Here is a 17,665-nt window from a genome sequence, read left to right as displayed (position 1 = left end):
CATATCCCTTCGTTGCCAATACCCGCGTCAACGCACTGGTCAATGTCGTCTTACCGTGGTCTATATGCCCTATCGTCCCTACGTTTACATGTGGCTTCTTGCGCTCAAACTTAGCCTTACTCATAATACCACCCTCCTAATTAAATTCTTTATTAGTCCTTTATATCAAAAGCCTAAATTCTAAATCCTAAACAAATCCTAAATTCTAATGACCTAAATCCAAAATAGTTTTGAACATCGAAATTTTGAATTTGTTTGATATTTGGAATTTGTGATTTTTTATTCTCCAAGTATCCTTCCAAATTCAGAGCCCACGATCGGGATTGAACCGATGGCCTCTTCCTTACCAAGGAAGTGCTCCACCACTGAGCTACGTGGGCAATTAAGAGGTCAAAGGCTTTAAAAAAAGCCTTTGACCTCTTAATATTCTAAGCGGGAAACGGGATTCGAACCCGCGACCCTCAGCTTGGAAGGCTGACGCTCTAGCCAGCTGAGCTATTCCCGCACAGGGAAGCTTACGCTTCCACTAAAAAAGCTATTAGCCAATAGCTTTCAGCTTTCAGTAAAAGTTGCTTCGCAATTTTTCCTGGGGAGGGGAGGATTCGAACCTCCGAAGGACTGCGCCGGCAGATTTACAGTCTGCTCCCTTTGACCGCTCGGGAACCTCCCCTCTTGAAAATCATTATGTTAGCCGATGAGAGGACTCGAACCTCCAACCTGCTGATTACAAATCAGCTGCTCTGCCAGTTGAGCTACATCGGCGACATAAACTCTCTAAAAATGATTAAACGGCGATTAAGAAATTTTTAATTTTAATCATTATAAATTTTATGTCAAGCGAAAAAACAGGAATGTCAAAAATTTTTTATATGTTAGATAATTCAATTATTAATAAATAGAATCAGTCTGTTTTATATCCTCTATCCAGAGCTTTATTTTTTATCCGTTCTCAAATTAAAGTTGATTTCTGAGAAAATCTGTGTGAAAAATGTAACCTGTTATGAAAATTGTAAAAGTAAACCTGAAAGAGAGAAGTTACAGAATTCTTATTGGCTCAGGAATTTTGAAAGAAGTTAATGCCCTTATTGAACCCCTTGGCAACATAGAAAAGGTCATGATAGTAACAAATCCTGTAGTATTTTCACTATACTCAAAGGGAATAGAAAAAAAACTGCGGAAAAAATATAAGGTCGCACATTCTGTTGTGCCTGATGGTGAAAGCTCCAAAAGCCTTAAATGGGCAAGGTTTCTCTATGACGAGATGTTAAAAGCGAAAATGGAAAGAGGCTCTCTTGTCCTTGCTGTTGGAGGAGGAGTTATTGGTGACCTTGCAGGTTTTGTAGCTTCAACTTATATGAGAGGTGTACCCTATGTGCAGATTCCAACCACTCTTCTTGCACAGGTTGATTCAAGCATAGGAGGAAAAGTAGCTGTAAACCACCCTCTTGGCAAAAACCTGATTGGTTCATTTTACCAGCCAAAACAGGTAATAATTGATTCAGATGTCCTTGAAACTCTTCCTCAGAAAGAATTTAAAAACGGCATTGCTGAAATAATAAAAATGGCTGCAATAAGGGATAAGAATCTGTTTTCACTCCTTGAAGAAAACATTAACTCAATATCAGCAAATAAAGAACTTTTAAACAAAGCCATATACTGGTCATGCTTCCATAAGGCAAGAATAGTTGAAGAAGATGAAAAGGAAAGTGGTCTTCGCGCAATTCTTAACTATGGCCATACAATCGGGCATGCAATTGAATCACTCGGCAAATACCATACTCTTAAGCACGGAGAAGCTGTGCTGATTGGAATGTTTCTTGTTTCAGAAATTGCCTATAAAGCAGGACTATGCAGCAAAACAGTTATGGAAAGGCAGCAGAATCTGATAGGTTCAGTAGGGCTTCCAGAAAAACAGCTATCTCTTCCTGTTAAGGATATAATGAATGCAATGGAAAGAGACAAAAAGGTCAAGAATGGAAAAATCCGTTTTGTATTGACAAAAGAAATTGGCTCTGCAATCATCCGGGACAATATTCCTGAAAAGACCGTGGGGTCTGTTCTTGAGAATTTTTTTTACAAAAAATCCTGAACCTTGCGGCTTTTTAAATTAAGAAAAAATTAGCAGAACAATTATGTTACTCCTGTCGATACACGGGGGTTTTCATCTCCGCATTTTCAGGCCAAACTAAGACTGATGGATATATTTGAACAGATTGAAATTATAAAAAGGGGAACTGTAGAAATAATTTCTGAAGAGGAGCTTAAGGAAAAACTCCTTGAATCACAAAGGGATAAGAACCCATTGCGGATAAAAGCAGGTTTTGACCCTACAGCGCCTGATATTCATCTGGGGCATACAGTTTTACTCCAGAAACTGAGGATATTTCAAAAACTAGGACATAAAGTCCTCTTTTTAATAGGTGACTTTACTGCAAGAATCGGGGACCCTTCAGGCAGGAATGAGATGAGAAAACCCATGACAGAAAAAGAGATTCGGGAAAACTCCAAAACCTATCAGCAACAGGTATTCAAAATCCTGGACCCTGAAAAAACAGAGGTTGTTTTTAACAGCTCATGGATGGCAAAAATGTCTCTCTCAGAACTAATCCGTATAGCCTCACAACACACAGTAGCAAGAATGCTTGAGCGGGATGACTTTACAAAAAGGTTTAAGGCAGAAAAACCAATTGGAATCCATGAGCTATTTTATCCTCTTATTCAGGGATACGATTCAGTCGCAATAACGGCTGATATAGAGATTGGAGGAACAGACCAGAAATTTAACCTTCTTGTTGGAAGAGATATGCAGAGAATCTTTAACCAGAAACCGCAGGTCGTAATCACCATGCCCCTTCTTAAAGGTCTTGACGGTCTGAACAAGATGAGCAAAAGCCTTGGGAATTATATCGGAATCACAGAAACTCCAAAGGAAATCTTTGGCAAGGTAATGTCAGTCTCTGATGAGCTGATGTTAAGATATTACGAGCTTGTCAGCGATGTTTCGCAGGCTGAGTTTGAAAATATAAAAAGCGGAAAAATCCATCCAATGGAGGCAAAGCAGAAGCTTTCAAAAGAAATTGTGGCAAGATTTCACAGCCCCGAAGAAGCAGAAAAAGCTGAGCAGAAGTTTTTAAAACAATTCAGGTTCAAAGAAGTTCCAGCAGATATACCTGAAATTAATGTTAAATGCCGGGACGGAAAGCCTGTATGGATTGGAAACCTTTTAAAAACAATCAATGCCTTTCCGTCAACTTCTGAAGCAAGGAGGAAAATAAAAGAAGGAGCGGTTAAAATCGATGGAGCAAGAGTTGAAGATGATAACATTGAGATTGCTCCTGGCAATGAGGTATTAATTCAGGTAGGGAAAAAAAAATTTTTTAAAGTCTATATAGAAGGATAACAATATGAAAAAAATTGAAGCCATTATCAAGCCATTTAAACTCGATGAAGTAAAAGAGAAGCTTGGAACAATAGGGGTTCAGGGAATAACAGTCACAGAAGTAAAGGGGTTTGGCAGGCAAAAGGGACACACAGAGCTTTACCGTGGTGCAGAATATGTAGTGGATTTTCTGCCAAAGGTTAAACTCGAAATAGTCATCCCTGATGAGCTTCTGGAAAAAGCCCTTGAAGTAATAGCCACAACAGCACATACAGGTAAAATAGGAGACGGAAAGATATTTGTGCTTCCTGTTGAGGAGGCTGTAAGGATAAGGACAGGGGAAAGAGGCAAGGACGCACTATAAGTTAAATTTCAAAATCCAAATTTCAAATATCAAAACAAACAGATTTTTAATGTCATTGCGAGAAGCAAAGCGACGAAGCAATCTCGTTAATCAGATATTCCTATCAGTTCTTTTAGTTTCTTTCCTATATTATTCGATTTCAAAAGTGTCTCTCCAATTAAAAAGGCATTAACACCAGCCTCTTCAAGCCTTATTATATCCTCTCTTGATTTTATTCCGCTCTCGCTCACAATCAGTTTTTCTTTTGGTATATGAGGAACCATTTCAATGCTTCTTTTTATATCAACCTCAAAGGTAGCAAGGTCCCTGTTATTGATTCCAATAATTCCAGCCCCGCTTAAAAGAGCCTTTTCAAGCTCCTCCATTGTATGAACCTCAACAAGGGCATCCATGCCAAGTTCCTCTCCAATGAGCCTGAAATCCCTTAGTCTTTCCTTATCAAGAAGACCTGCAATCAGCAGAAAGGCATCAGCCCTGCAAGCTCTTGCCTCAAGCACCTGATATTCATCAATAATAAAATCCTTTCTCAGTATAGGGATTATAGTTGATTTTGCTACCTGATGCATGTGGTTTAAGCTTCCCTGAAAAAACTTCTCATCTGTTAAAACCGAAATTGCCACTGCGCCATTCTTCTGATAGGTGAGTGCAATTTGCAGGGGATTGAAGTCTTCTCTTATAACCCCCTTTGACGGAGAGGCTTTTTTCACCTCTGCAATTATCTTTGAACCTTTAATTTCCTTATTCTGATTTTTCCCTGCAACAGCATCTCTGAATCTTCTTGAAGGAAAACACTTGTCAAGGAGCGTCTTCATTCCTTTAAGGGAACGATTCTTTTTTGAAACTTCTAATTCTTTTCTTTTATGCTCAGCTATTTTTTCAAGAAACATTGTTTATCATCCTGAAAAACGGAATAACATTTTTCTAATTAATCTTATCATTCCATAAAAAATAATTAATGGAGCTTAATTGTAGAAACAGACCTAAACAGGCTGACCGAGAATTCCCTTTTTGTCATTGCGAGCGACCCCTTCGGCATGCTCAGGATAAATTTCGGGAGCGTGGCAATCTCAAATCCCCCTCTATCCCCCTTTTCTAAAGGGGGAGAAAATGGAGATTGCTTCGTCGCTTTGCTCCTCGCAATGACAGTAAACCAGGTTTTTCAACAGCCTGTAACGACCTATTTCTACAGCTTTTCAATAGCTTGTTTTGTTTATCCGTGCAGGGTGATTTACTTAGACTCAAATGCCTTATCACAGCATCAGTTAGGCTTACAGGTTGAACAGCTTGATGATGAGCAGGAGCTACACCCTGAAGAACCTGATGAAGGAGTGAATTTACCACCGCTTGAAAATCCGCAAACAGACATTTTTTTAACAATATTTGTTTTATTGCACTTTGGACATTCGACAGGAGCATCCTGCTTAAATACGAGCTTCTCGAATCCCTCGTGACAGTCATTGCATTGAAATTCAAATATTGGCATGGCTTTTACCCTTTGAATTTATTTCTTTGGAACCTTTTCCCAGTCTGACAAAAATTTTTCAATCCCTATATCAGTCAGAGGGTGTTTGAAGAGCTGGTCAATCACAGCAGGAGGTATTGTTGCAATATCTGCCCCTGCAAGCGCAGCATCAACAACATGGAGCGGATTGCGAACGCTTGCCACTATTATTTTAGTTATAAACCCATAGTTGTCATATATGGTTCTTATCTGATGGATTATCTCCATTCCTACATGGCTTATATCATCAAGCCTTCCAATAAATGGACTCACAAATGTTGCCCCTGCCTTTGCAGCAAGAAGCGCCTGAGACGCTGAGAAAACAAGCGTAACATTTGTCTTTATTCCGTCTCTTGAAAGAATCTTTACAGCCTTTAAACCCTCTTTTATCATTGGAATTTTTATTACTACATTCTTATGAATCTTTGATAATTCTCTTGCCTCTGCAAGCATTCCGTTGCAGTCAAGGCTTACAGCCTCAGCGCTTATTGGACCATCTACAATAGAACAGATTTCTTTTATTATTTCCTTAAAATCCTTGCCCTCTTTTGCAACCAAGGAAGGGTTTGTAGTAACCCCGTCAACTATGCCCAGTTCATTAGCTTCTCTTATTGCCTTAATATCAGCAGTATCAATAAATATTTTCATAATTCCCCTCTGTTTGTTTATATCCTTTTCTGTTTAATGAAATAAGTAAAACATATAACATTGTCAAGTAATTTCAGAAAACTTTTTTAGCTTCACAAACCTATATCTACACGCTCAGTACAAAAAATCCTTATTGAAGAAGGTTCAGCAAAATTAATCTATCTGGCAAGAAATTTTTCTGTTTCTCTGTCCTTTTGATATGCCTCTAAGCTCTCAATTTCGAGAATGCCCATATAATCAGCAGTTTTTTCTCCTTCCATTACATTAACCACCTTATTCAATTCAAAGGATTTTACAGAAGGGAATGATGTAACCAGCGAATACTTTTCTTTCCTGAAATATTTCTCATATTCTTCTTTGGTAACTTGGGGCTTGAGGCAATAGGATACTATTATTTTTGTCATATTAAAACCCTCTCCTGATTTTTTGTCAAAAATATTTTTTTGTATCTTATACTCTTAAAATTAAATTTCAATCCAATATTTTATAAACTAATCAGTAAGCAATCAAACAATCCTTTACTTAAGCATTTATTTCAACTATTAATAACTTAAAAGGGCTTATGCTTAATGGATAAAGAAAGCAGAAAACACCATCATCTTCAGGAAACAGAGAAGCTACACGAGTCATTAAAGAGGTTTATAAAGGGCAGTCAGGAAAAACTTCTCTCCTTTGTTCCAAAACTTTTTGATGAAGAAAAAGCAGGAATAATTATTAAGAGGGGATACCTTGATGAAAGCGAGGCAGAGTTTCTGGCAAACAGAAAAGAAACGCCATCAGAGGTTTTAAAGCTTATCACAGAAATCCCTGAACTCTACCAGCATTATTCTGTAAAATCTGCCCTTGCAAAAAACCCTAAAACCCCGCTTGGCATTTCAAAAGCACTTCTTGGTTTTCTCTTAAAAAGAGATTTGTACAAGCTCATAAACAGCAAGGAAATCTCCTCAGGACTGCGGAAAATCTCAATTGACCTTCTGCAGAAAAAACTCCCTGAAATCCCGCTTGGCGAAAAAATCTCAATGGCAAAGAATGCGCCCCGCGACCTTTTGCTTGTCCTGCTGTATGACAAGGAACCAATGGTTCTTGAGACAGCTTTGTGGAATCCTCGCCTCACAGAGATTGACATTATAACTCTTATGCAGAAAAAAAACACAGTTTCAAGTAGCCTTGAGGTAATTGCTACTCACAAGAAATGGAAAAACCGCTATCAGGTAAGATTCTATCTTACCAAAAACCCAAAGACTCCTTTTTCAGCATCAGTTTCACTGCTTGAAAATTTTTTGAAACAGGACCTTGAGATATTGCTTTCTAATAACGAAATAAGCGATAAATTGAAAAACGAGATTTCAAAACAGATAAAAATAAAGCTGATTGATTTGTAGAGGAATATTAATTATAAGTTATAGGTTATAAGTTGATGTAGCCATGGCTGAAATTATTAACCTTATAGAAGATTTTAGAAAATTTTGTGAAAGCTCGGGTTACAAGAATAACTGGAAGGATTTTAAGAAACTTTATTTTGAACCTAACAAAGAGAATCTGTCGCCGCTTCTGAAATTAAACTTTCTTTGGAATGTAGGAATAAAATCTCTTTTTGAAAAAACTGACCTCAACTTTTATAAAGATATTTTTAAAAAGCTAAATGAATGGAAATATCCTGAAAGGGTTTTTAAAACTTTAAAGAAAGCTGAAACTCTCCTTGATAGAAAAATCTCTGCGCGGATAAACCTCTTCTTCACCCTTCGCGGAATTGTAGATGGTGTGACAGTTTATCACAATGGAATCCCCCATATCTACATTGGGCTTGATTACCCTGCGGGAAAAAAAGAATATTTCGACCTTGTCACAGCACACGAACTTGCCCACGCAGCAAGAGATACCTCTCCCGAAGTTATGAAAGCATACAAAGGAAATATTAAGATGAATCACCTCAGATTGCTGTCTATTACCCCTTTCATTGAACACTCAATGGGCGAGGGGATTGCAACTGCTTTTTCAGAATGCCTTTTCCCAAATCTTCCACCTTGGGAATACCTTTTCTATGGAAAGCCTGCATACATGTGGTGCGAAGAGCATTTTGATGAAATTTATAACAGAATTGACAAGATTAAAAATACCAAAGGAAACCTTTTCAGGCTCTACAGGAAATCATCCTTAACAAAGGATTCTCCCGGCAGGGAAGATTATTATCTCGGATACAAAGCTGCAAAAAAAACTTTGGAGAGGTATTCAATAAAAGAAGTAATTAAAATGAGAGCTGAAGAAGTTTACTTATTTTTGAGCATGTAAAATACAAAAGCCAAAATTACAAATTTATTTTTTGTTTTTACCTTTTATTTTCTGTTCAAACCATGCCTCAGGAAGCTCTGAAAAATCCAGATTCATATAAATTTTTCCAACATCTTCAGTTATCTTTTTTATTCCTTCAATTATATCATTTGGCAATAAAAGAAATGTCTTTGCGACCTTGTCGCCAACAAGATTCAGCCTCTGATGCTCAGGTATTTTTCCATCATACCATATCTTTCCTTCCCATGACATTTCCTCAAAATCTATGATTTCAAAATTCTTATTCTCCAATAAAACCTTTTCTCCTGCTTTGATAAAAACAATGTAACGCCATTTTGAATCGTGAGATTCAGAAAGGTCACCGCTCATGCACACAAACTCGCCTTCAAAGGATACTGTTCTTATGGATAAAAGGTAATTATCTGTTTTTGAAGTAACATACTCCTGAGCCAGATAAGGTATGTCAATCATGGCTCCAGACAGTTTCCTGTCTTTTAAAACTTCAAATCCCTTTCCCCATCTTCCTGTTCTCTTTTTTAAGGCTACAGCACCAAATCTGCTGAGAAGCCTTTCAATCTGCTCTTTATCAGAAAAATCAAAAAGCTCGGTATAGGGCATGCCAATTTTTTTGCTCAGGAGATTATACTGAATCCATTTGTCTTCAAGCCTCAAAACAGGATGAAGTTTTAAAGGCGTTGTGATTTCCCTGTCCATAAAGAACTTAAACTCTTTAAGTTCTTTTCTGAAAGGCAGCGAATGTATATAATCCCTGAAGCTTTTCCTGAAATTTCTCTGAGAGATTTCTTCTATTTTCTCAAAAACATCTACTTTTCTGCTAAAAACAGCTTTATGAGCTATATCATACTCAAAAGCACCGCCAGGAAGTCCAATATTGACTTCAGAGAGGAATATTTCTTTTTTGTCAGAGAGTAGAAAATCTAAACCTAAATACATATAAAACACTCATATTTATATAAGGTACTAAGAATAATAGAAATAGACATCGGGTCAGGAGACCCTATGCTACCCAGGGTAGTGGCAGGTCTCCTGACCTGCTATTTCCAATTTGCGTTGACTTTTATCTGTTCTAAATATAGAAATTGTAGAAAAAATCAATAGGGTTTTTAGTTCCCGGATTGAAATAACACCAAAGGACAGCCGAGACAACTGTCCTACTCTCCTTTTTAAGGAAGATGATGAGTTTTTCAAGCAGTAGGACAGGCGTCCCGCCTGTCACGGCATTTAGGAAAAATCAAAATATAATATGCTAAAAAATAAGAAAAAAGTAGTCTGTGCTATCCAGCTTGAGATAAGACCTGAACGACCTGAGCAGAATCTCAACCGTGTTTTAAAAAAAGTAAGGAAAGCTGCAGAAAAGGGAGCTGATTTGATTGTCCTTCCTGAGATGTGGTATTCAGGATATGATTATAAGAATTTAGAACAAACATCTGACCGTACAAACCTCATTATTAAAGAATTTGAAAAAATCTCCAACAGCTATAATACAACAATTATCAGCTCAATGGTTGAAAGAGATGGAAAATATTTTTTCAATACTGCATTTACAGTTGAACCTCATAAAGGAGTCATTGGAAAATACAGAAAAATCCATCTCTTCCCATTGCTCAGAGAAGACAAGTATTTTAAAAGAGGAAATAGCTCTGATGTTCTGATTACATCATCTGGTAAAATTGGAACAATTCTATGCTTTGACATAAGATTTCCTGAACTGACAAGGTCTTTAGCTCTGAATGGTGCTGAAATAATTGTAATCCCTGCCCAGTGGCCCCGGGTAAGAGTATCTCATTGGAGAACACTTCTTCAGGCAAGGGCAATAGAAAACCAGTTGTTTGTAATAGGCGCAGCCTGCTGTGGAGGAGACAGGAAACTTGTGCTTTCAGGAAATTCAATGATTGTTGACCCGAATGGAAAAGTTCTGAAAGAAGCAGGAGAAGGGGAAGAAGTGATTAAGACAGAGATAGATTTGAATGAGATTGATAAAGCAAGGGCTAAAATTCCCTGCTTTCAGTGCAGAGCACCAAAAGCTTATGTTTAAAAAGTGTAGATAAACTAATGACAAATGTCAAAGTTTAAAATCCAAATAAAATCCAAAGCTCAAATGATTAAAACTTTTGATATTTGGATTTTGGAATTTGAACTTATAAATTTTTGGAGAAAAAATTCAATGAGAGGGGAAAATTTATGGAATACAAAAGTCCTATGTTTGATATGGCAGTAAAGCAGCTTGAAAATATCGCTGAAAAAATAGGCTTGGAACAAGGAGTTTTTGAAAGGCTGAGGCTGCCAAGGAGGGCACTGGTTGTATCTATTCCTGTCCGAATGGATAGCGGTGAGACCAAAATGTTTGTAGGTTACAGGGTACAGCACAACATGACAATGGGACCAACAAAAGGCGGACTGAGGTACCATCCTGAAGTAAACCTTGGTGAAGTTGCAGCTCTTGCAATGTGGATGTCATGGAAATGCGCACTTATCGGACTTCCTTATGGAGGAGCAAAAGGCGGAATTGCCTGCGACCCGACCAAAATGTCTGAAAATGAGCTTGAGCACCTTACCAGAAGATATACAACGGAGATAATGATGATAATAGGTCCTGAGAGAGATATTCCTGCTCCTGATATGGGAACGGATGAAAGAATAATGGCATGGATTATGGACACCTACAGCATGCAAAAAGGCTATACAATTCCCGGAGTCGTAACCGGCAAAACACTGCTTCTTGGAGGTTCCGCAGCAAGAAAAATGGCAACTGGTGGCGGAATAATACATATGATAGATGAGGCAAAAAAAGTAATAGGGCTTAAAAAGGAAAAATTAACTCTGGCAATTCAGGGATTTGGCAATGTCGGTTCATCTATTGGCATAATAGCAAAGAGGAAAAACTGGGATGTAATTGCAATTACCGATGTTGCAGGCGGGGTCTATAATTCAAAAGGAATCGATATTGATGCGCTGCTAAACCATATGAAAGAAACCGGGAAAATAAAAGGTTTTAAAGGCGGAGATTCCATTACAAATGAAGAATTGCTCGAGGTCCGGTGTGATGTCCTTGCACCATCAGCCGTTGCCAGGGTAATTACAAGTAAAAATGCCAGCCGCTTAAAATGCAAAATCCTTGCTGAAGGGGCTAATGGACCAACTACACTTGATGCAGACCCGATATTGCAGGATAAAGGTATTTTTGTTATCCCTGACATACTTGCAAATTCAGGAGGCGTCACAGTTTCATATTTTGAATGGGTGCAGGACCTTCAGAGTTTTTTCTGGTCGCAGGAAAGAGTAATCCATGAAGTAAAAGAACTTCTCTCAAAGTCCTTCAACGAAGTTTTAAAAATAACAAAAGAGAAAAAGTGTGATACACGTACTGCTGCCTTGATGATTGGCATTGGAAGGGTCGCAGAGGCAAAAAGGCAGAGAGGATTGTATCCGTAATCCAAACTTCAGAATTGAATTTTCTGTAATCTGCTGGCAGCAAATTTTTATTTAATGAGCAGAAACTCCGCTGCTTTTTCCAGTAATTTTTGGGACTTTATTGTAGACAAGTATAGCCCATAATAAGACAACAAAACTAACTGCTCCAGTTAGAACAAAAGGTGCTACATAGGAAACCTCATCAAACAGAAAACCTCCTATTGTACCTATAACAAAAATGCCTAACGCTCCCAAGGTATTAAATCCTCCAAGGACAGAACCAAGAACTTTTGGAGGAGAAAGGTCTATTGCTAAAGTAGTTGAAACTATCATTAGACCAATCTGCCCAATTCCACAAAATATGATACATAACTTGGTTAATCCTGAAAAAGGGTTAACTACAAATCCCATAAGAACAAAACCTAAACCAGTAAGAAAGAGACTTAAAGTAAGAGCAGGCATTCTTCCCCACTTATCACTCAATATTCCCCAAAAAGGAGCAGTAACCAGTCCAGCCATTGCGGATATCCCGATTACCATACCGCCAACAGCAGTTGCTTTATGGCTATCCATGTTTGAATCAGAAGCAACTTTTACCACCCATGTCATCATAAAAGTCCCTAGAATTCCAACAGTGGCTCTTGAAATAAATGAAGCAGCATAAGAAAGCTTTAGTCCGGGAGAGATTTTTAAAGCATCCATTGCTTCTTTTAAGATTTCAATAGTTTTTTTCCGTTTGGAAATATCTTTGGGGAGTCTATCAACAATTCCGAAATGAGAAACAAGAGCTGTAAAAATTAATAATCCTCCACAGATATAAAATCCTGCAAGGATGCCAAATTTTTCAGGAATTTTAGAAATAAGTATAAAGGTGAGCATGGCCCCAATACCTGCCATAATGCCAATAATAGCATTTCCTTTTCCTCTGCTCTCATGTTCAGTATAGTCACCTAATATAGTAAAGACCTGAGGCCATGCAAATGTTAACGTAACAGCATAAAAAAATCTCATGATGAAAACCCATATAAGGGAATTAGTATCTGTAGCTCTTCCGATGTGATCAGCATATCCAAAAACGATGAAAAGTAATCCAGAGACTAAAAGCCCTAAGGTCATCAGAATCTTTCTTCCATATTTATCAGACAAGGCTCCTGCGATTCCTAAAAACAGTATTACTGCAATCTCTTTTAATAAGAGAAGATTAGCATTTATTTTTCCAAAATGCTGCTGGGGTACTTTGATTACCTCCTTTAAAAATATCGGTTGGATTACTGCGACACAAGTAATTCCTATTAACATAACCATTGAGCACCAGAAGAGAGCATAGAAATTTAAAAGAGTTAAGCCCTCAAGGATAACTATGCCGAGGGTTTTCTTTCTTTTTACTTCTTTGTTTTGTGAGTTCATAGAAAAATTCTTCTCAAGAAATTTCATGCCCATTTTTAGTGTTCCTATTCTTCAAAAAGACATATATGCTATAAAGTAGAATTAAGAGGTCAAATACTCCAACAACTATAAGAGGCATTGAGTAGCTTAAATAATCAAAAATAAAGCCCCCGACAAATACAAATACAAAGGCACCTATCATTCCTATAGAATTGAACACCCCAAAAATTGCTCCAAGCACATTCTTAGGAGCAAGGTCTGTAGTTAGGGTTCTTGCTCCTATAGCTATGCCACCAGCTCCAAGACCTGAAAGAATTGTAGCAAACCACATGTCGAGACCAAAGGGGTTTTTGATAATCCCAACCCAGACAAAGGCTAAACCTTCGACTAATAACCCTCCGATAATTGCAGGCATACGTCCCCATTTATCTATCACAACTCCCCATACAGGATTTCCTACGAAAGCGAAAAGAATCGAGAGAGCTAACACTTTACCTCCATGAGTTGTTGCCTGAGCCCTTGTCAAGCCAAATTCAGAAGCCACCTTCACCATCCAACTAAAAAGGAAGATTCCTAAAACCATTCTCTCAGCGGACTGAGTAAAGTTAGCAGCCATACAGAGTTTTAACTTGGGAGAATTTTTTATTGTCTGAAATACTTTTCCCCAGCTTCCCTTGCTCTCCTTTTTGTGCTCCGAATGAGGCATATAATCCTTTAAAGAGGTCTTTGCAAAAAGGGAGGCGAGAATGGAAATCAGCCCTGAAAAGAGGATGACATTTATCAGTCCTACTTTTTCTTGAAGCATGCCAGATACTTTGAAAGCAGCCATAATTCCAGCTCCCATCGAAATGACGCTTAAAGCAATTCCTTTACCTCTGGTATGAATTTCTGTGTAGTCTGCAATCATGGTCATAGTCTGAGGCATGGCAAAGGTGAAAGAGAGAGACAAAAAGATTCTAAAAAGATAAACAAAAATTAATGGTTCAAGATTCAGAAAATTTCCAATTAATTTTGGAGTGGCAAAAAGGAAATAAGAAATTCCAGCACCCAAAAGTCCTAAGACTAAAAGAATCTTCCTCCCCTTTCTATCTGAGAGGGCACCAATATACCCGAAAAGAAGAATGGCAAGAATCTGGTCTATATTGGCAAGAGTGGAGTTGATTCTTCCTAAGTTTTCTTCCTTTATCTCTATAATTTCAATTAAGAATCGAGGGATAAAAACGGTTGGAGTAATCATGAGAAATCCTACAAAAAAAGTTGCAAGGAAAAGAGCGATGAAATTAAATTTTGTAAGACCTTTTTGAACTACAATTCCTAAGAATTTTTTTTCACTTGAAGATACTTGATCCATTTATACTCCTATAGGTTAACTAAAAAATTCATCCCATAACCTTAACAAATTGCTATCGGGGTTTTAATGATTTGTTGCCTTGCTTCCTAAGGTATATTTTATATTTTTCAAAGAATTTTTTATTTCCCATTTTTCCCTCTTTTTGTCAATTTATTTTCTTACACCCAAACAATGACAGAAGACATGATAGGGGGAGAGTGCTTCGTCATGACGCTCCGACAGGCTCACCATACCGCATCCTTCAGCAAGTTCAGGACGCTGTCCTGAGCTTGTCAAAGGATCAGCCAAACGATTAAGATGACGGAGATTTAATGGTTTAAGAAAAATTGTTAAGAAAGTGGGAACGATAGGGATTTCGTTCCATACAATGGTTCAGAATTTACAATTCTGTATTTTGATATTCATTTGATATTTGAACTTTTATCCGGAGAATTTATTATTTACTTAAGGCTTTCTTTTACAAACCTGTTATTTGGATCAATTCTTAAAACTGTTTCCCATTTTTCACGTGCCTTTTCATATTTTCCCATTTCATAGTAGAGCACACTAAGATTATAATAACCTTTTGCAAAATCAGGTTTTTTCTTTAATGCTTTTTCATATTCTTCTAATGCCCTTGAGAATAAACTTTTATGTTTAAAAAAAACTGCGAGTCAGAGGGATTCTTTGTGCCTGAATAAGTTTCAGAAAAAGCCAATAGTGACAAAATTTCTTTTTGCTATTGTCAAAAATGGCATAACTTGTTTCAGGGAAAAGATAATTCCGGGCTGTAAAGCTATAAGCCAAACAACGAAAACCTAAACTAAATTGGCTGGGTCAATATCAATATGAATACTAACCCTTTTAAATTCCTTTTTAGGAGTAAACTGCAGGGTATCCCTGCATTTGTTAAGAACTGAATGAAGAAAACTTATTTTTTCTGATTTAATAATAATCTGCCATCGATATTTAGCCCTCAGTCTGTGCAGGAGTGCTGGTGAAGGGCCAAGAATATCTAAACTTTCTATATTCTGGTCTTCACTTGCTTTCAGCAATAATCTTTTAAATTCCGCCGCTGCAGTTTTGGTTTCAGCATCTGTATCACCCTTAATGATAATATTTGCTATCCTTGTAAAAGGCGGATAATTAAGCCTTTTTCTGAAATTAATCTCTCTTTCAAAAAATTTTAAATAGTTATGCTCTTTGGCTGCCTCAATACAGTAATGTTCAGGATTCAGTGTTTGAATAATGCTTTTCCCTCTAAAAAAACTCCTTCCTGCCCTTCCTGAAACCTGGACAAGAAGCTGAAACCCTTTTTCAGCTGCCCTGAAATCAGGAAAATTCAGGTCTAAATCTGCAAGAACTGCGCAGACTAATGTTACTTTTGGATAGTCATGTCCTTTTGAGAGCATCTGAGTCCCGATCAGAATATCAATCTCCCCGTTCTCAAGCCTTTCAAGTATTTTCTGATGAGAGAATTTACCCTTGACTGTATCCCTGTCAAATCTCGCTACGCGTGCATCAGGAAACAATTTTTTAATTTCTTCCTCTAATTTTTGTGTTCCAATACCAATCTCTTTTATCGCAGAAGAGTTGCAGTGAGGGCACGTTTCAGAAAGAAAAATTGAATAATCACAATAGTGGCATTTAAGTCTCTTTTCCTTTTTATGATATGTCAATGTTACACTGCAGTTCGGGCATCTCAGGCTTTCACCGCAAGCTGTGCATTGTATGAAATTTGCATAACCTCTGCGGTTTATGAACAGTAGTACCTGCTCATTTTTTCTCAAAACCGATTTTATTGATTCAATGAGATTTTCTGAACATATTGAAAAATCCTTATTTCTCTCACTTTTGAAACTCTTTCTTATATCAACTATCTCCACTTCAGGCATAGGCTTATCACCTATTCTCTTTTCAAGCCTCAGGTATTTATACTTCCCAATTCTTGCATTATAGAAGGATTCCAAAGATGGAGTAGCCGAGCCTAAAATTACAGTGCAATTTTGCAGCTTGCCTCTTACAAGCGCAACATCCCTCGCATTATAACACGGGACCTCTTCCTGCTTATATGAACTGTCATGCTCTTCATCTACAACAATCAGACCAGTATTTTCAAAGGGTGCAAAAATGGCTGAACGTGCGCCAACTGCAACATCAACTGTTCCATTATATATCTTCTGCCATTCATCAAAACGCTCACCAGGCATAAGGGCGCTATGAAGCACAGCAACCCTTTCTCCAAATCTTGACTTAAAACGCGAAACCATCTGAGGCGTCAGAGAAATTTCAGGGACAAGAACAATTGCCTTTTTCCCCTGCTCTATTGTTTTGCCTATAGCCTGAATATAAACTTCAGTTTTCCCGCTTCCTGTTACACCGTGCAGCAGGATGCCTGAAAATTCCTTTCTGTCAATCTCATTAACAATCCCTTCCAATGCAAGGATTTGGCTGTCGTTTAACTGCAGATGTCCGCTTTTAGTAAAAACAACCTCTTTGTAAGGGTCTCTCAAAACTCTTTTTTCACATATTTCCAGAATCCCCTTTTTCCTTAAGGATTTTATTGTTGAAATACCGGAAGAGGTTTCTGACATTAAGTCTTTTAAAGGCATTTCCCCTTTCTCGGAAATTAATTTCAAAACCTCATATCCTTTTCTCCCTTTAATTTTAAATTTTTTTATCAGAGCTTCAAAATCCTCTTTTAAATTAATGCGGACATATTTGATTTTCATCGAATATGTGCTTGGCCCTTTAACCTTCATAAATGTTTCAACCAATCCGGCAGAGCACAATTTCTTTACCGGAGAATATATCTGATTGATTTTTAATCCCCTTTGAATGCCGGAAAGTGAAACCTCGCCCTTTTTTTTAACAAATTCATAAATCTTTTCTTCTGTTTCGCCAAGCTTTTCAGCTTCTGACTCCAGTTCCATTCCTCCTTGCCCCTTGCCGCTTGCCCCTGAAATTTTTACCACTGTCAGGCTCTTTATGTTAATCCCTGCAGGGAGAACTGACTTAATAACCAAACCGAGAGGCGCAAAATAATATCTGCTAATCCATCTGCATAAATCTAACATCCGTGCTGATAATAACGGCTTGTCATCCAACACATCAATGACTTCTTTAATTTCAAAAGCCTGGGTTTTTGTGCTGTATGCAGTTATGTAACCTGTTATAATTTTCTTTCCAAATGGGACAAGAACTCTTTTACCAATATCAATTTCCTGCCTTAAGCTCTCAGGAACTGCATAAAGGTATTGAGAGAAAACCGGACTATCAACTGCAACATCAATAAATTTTGATTCTGTATTCATGGTAGGTATTAGGCTTTTTAAC

At 37.6% G+C, this 17,665-nt stretch carries 15 protein-coding genes and 4 tRNA genes; 8 read left to right on the top strand and 11 right to left on the bottom strand.

Annotated features, from left to right (window positions below; all coding sequences use genetic code 11):
- Window positions 1-308: 308 nt before the first annotated feature.
- The 4 genes from A3H37_10765 to A3H37_10750 all read right to left on the bottom strand — a co-directional run bounded on the left by A3H37_10765 (window position 309) and on the right by A3H37_10750 (window position 762).
- Window positions 309-380, bottom strand: a tRNA-Thr gene (locus tag A3H37_10765).
- A gap of 51 nt (window positions 381-431) precedes the next feature.
- Window positions 432-505: transfer RNA gene (locus A3H37_10760), tRNA-Gly, on the bottom strand.
- Window positions 506-587: 82 nt separating this feature from the next.
- Window positions 588-670 (bottom strand) — tRNA-Tyr (locus tag A3H37_10755).
- 19 nt (window positions 671-689) lie between these two features.
- Window positions 690-762 (bottom strand) — tRNA-Thr (locus A3H37_10750).
- Window positions 763-1,000: 238 nt separating this feature from the next.
- Here A3H37_10750 and A3H37_10745 point away from each other — a divergent pair.
- From A3H37_10745 to A3H37_10735, 3 genes are all read left to right on the top strand, one after another.
- Window positions 1,001-2,089: a 3-dehydroquinate synthase gene (locus A3H37_10745; GenBank protein OGL51282.1), complete on the top strand. Its 1,089-nt coding sequence runs from the start codon at window positions 1,001-1,003 to the stop codon at window positions 2,087-2,089.
- 105 nt (window positions 2,090-2,194) lie between these two features.
- A complete protein-coding gene (locus A3H37_10740; protein ID OGL51281.1) occupies window positions 2,195-3,400 on the top strand; it encodes a tyrosine--tRNA ligase in 1,206 nt (401 codons plus the stop codon).
- A gap of 4 nt (window positions 3,401-3,404) precedes the next feature.
- Complete coding sequence (locus A3H37_10735; protein OGL51280.1) at window positions 3,405-3,743, top strand: transcriptional regulator; 339 nt, start codon at window positions 3,405-3,407, stop codon at window positions 3,741-3,743.
- 86 nt (window positions 3,744-3,829) lie between these two features.
- Here A3H37_10735 and A3H37_10730 read toward each other — a convergent pair whose 3' ends face one another.
- On the bottom strand, window positions 3,830-4,630 hold the full coding sequence (locus A3H37_10730; GenBank protein OGL51279.1) for a hypothetical protein: 801 nt from the start codon (window positions 4,628-4,630) through the stop codon (window positions 3,830-3,832).
- Window positions 4,631-4,777: 147 nt separating this feature from the next.
- On the opposite strand from A3H37_10730, the gene A3H37_10725 reads away from it, so the two are divergent.
- Window positions 4,778-5,194: a hypothetical protein gene (locus A3H37_10725; protein OGL51278.1), complete on the top strand. Its 417-nt coding sequence runs from the start codon at window positions 4,778-4,780 to the stop codon at window positions 5,192-5,194.
- 50 nt (window positions 5,195-5,244) lie between these two features.
- On the opposite strand, the gene A3H37_10720 is transcribed toward A3H37_10725, so the two are convergent.
- Both A3H37_10720 and A3H37_10715 read right to left on the bottom strand, forming a co-directional pair.
- Window positions 5,245-5,892 (bottom strand): fructose-6-phosphate aldolase, encoded by a 648-nt coding sequence (locus A3H37_10720; protein ID OGL51277.1) that lies wholly within the window; start codon window positions 5,890-5,892, stop codon window positions 5,245-5,247.
- 158 nt (window positions 5,893-6,050) lie between these two features.
- Window positions 6,051-6,296, bottom strand: coding sequence for a hypothetical protein (locus tag A3H37_10715; protein OGL51276.1), 246 nt, complete (start codon window positions 6,294-6,296; stop codon window positions 6,051-6,053).
- A gap of 165 nt (window positions 6,297-6,461) precedes the next feature.
- Here A3H37_10715 and A3H37_10710 point away from each other — a divergent pair, with 165 nt between their 5' ends.
- A complete protein-coding gene (locus A3H37_10710) occupies window positions 6,462-7,274 on the top strand; it encodes a hypothetical protein (protein ID OGL51275.1) in 813 nt (270 codons plus the stop codon).
- Between the two features lie 43 nt (window positions 7,275-7,317).
- Complete coding sequence (locus A3H37_10705) at window positions 7,318-8,181, top strand: hypothetical protein (GenBank protein ID OGL51274.1); 864 nt, start codon at window positions 7,318-7,320, stop codon at window positions 8,179-8,181.
- Window positions 8,182-8,205: 24 nt separating this feature from the next.
- Here A3H37_10705 and A3H37_10700 read toward each other — a convergent pair whose 3' ends face one another.
- On the bottom strand, window positions 8,206-9,135 hold the full coding sequence (locus A3H37_10700) for a hypothetical protein (GenBank protein ID OGL51273.1): 930 nt from the start codon (window positions 9,133-9,135) through the stop codon (window positions 8,206-8,208).
- A 310-nt stretch (window positions 9,136-9,445) separates the two neighbouring features.
- Between A3H37_10700 and A3H37_10695 the strand changes: the two genes are divergently transcribed.
- Window positions 9,446-10,237, top strand: a complete 792-nt coding sequence (locus A3H37_10695) for a hypothetical protein (protein ID OGL51272.1) — start codon at window positions 9,446-9,448, stop codon at window positions 10,235-10,237.
- A gap of 146 nt (window positions 10,238-10,383) precedes the next feature.
- Window positions 10,384-11,634: a glutamate dehydrogenase gene (locus A3H37_10690; protein ID OGL51271.1), complete on the top strand. Its 1,251-nt coding sequence runs from the start codon at window positions 10,384-10,386 to the stop codon at window positions 11,632-11,634.
- A gap of 51 nt (window positions 11,635-11,685) precedes the next feature.
- On the opposite strand, the gene A3H37_10685 is transcribed toward A3H37_10690, so the two are convergent.
- The 3 genes from A3H37_10685 to A3H37_10675 all read right to left on the bottom strand — a co-directional run bounded on the left by A3H37_10685 (window position 11,686) and on the right by A3H37_10675 (window position 17,643).
- Entirely contained in the window at window positions 11,686-13,053 is a 1,368-nt protein-coding gene (locus tag A3H37_10685; protein ID OGL51270.1) for a hypothetical protein, read from the bottom strand.
- The gene (locus A3H37_10680) at window positions 13,034-14,350 is read right to left on the bottom strand and encodes a hypothetical protein (protein ID OGL51269.1); all 1,317 of its coding nucleotides are present in this window, start codon (window positions 14,348-14,350) and stop codon (window positions 13,034-13,036) included. Before A3H37_10680 ends, A3H37_10685 begins: the two co-directional genes overlap by 20 nt.
- A gap of 797 nt (window positions 14,351-15,147) precedes the next feature.
- Window positions 15,148-17,643 (bottom strand): primosomal protein N', encoded by a 2,496-nt coding sequence (locus A3H37_10675; protein ID OGL51268.1) that lies wholly within the window; start codon window positions 17,641-17,643, stop codon window positions 15,148-15,150.
- Between the last annotated feature and the right edge of the window lie 22 nt (window positions 17,644-17,665).

It is taken from the genome of Candidatus Schekmanbacteria bacterium RIFCSPLOWO2_02_FULL_38_14 (assembly GCA_001790855.1).
In the GTDB taxonomy this organism is placed as follows: Bacteria; Schekmanbacteria; GWA2-38-11; order GWA2-38-11; family GWA2-38-11; genus 2-02-FULL-38-14-A.
This window is presented reverse-complemented; position numbering and strand designations above follow the sequence as displayed.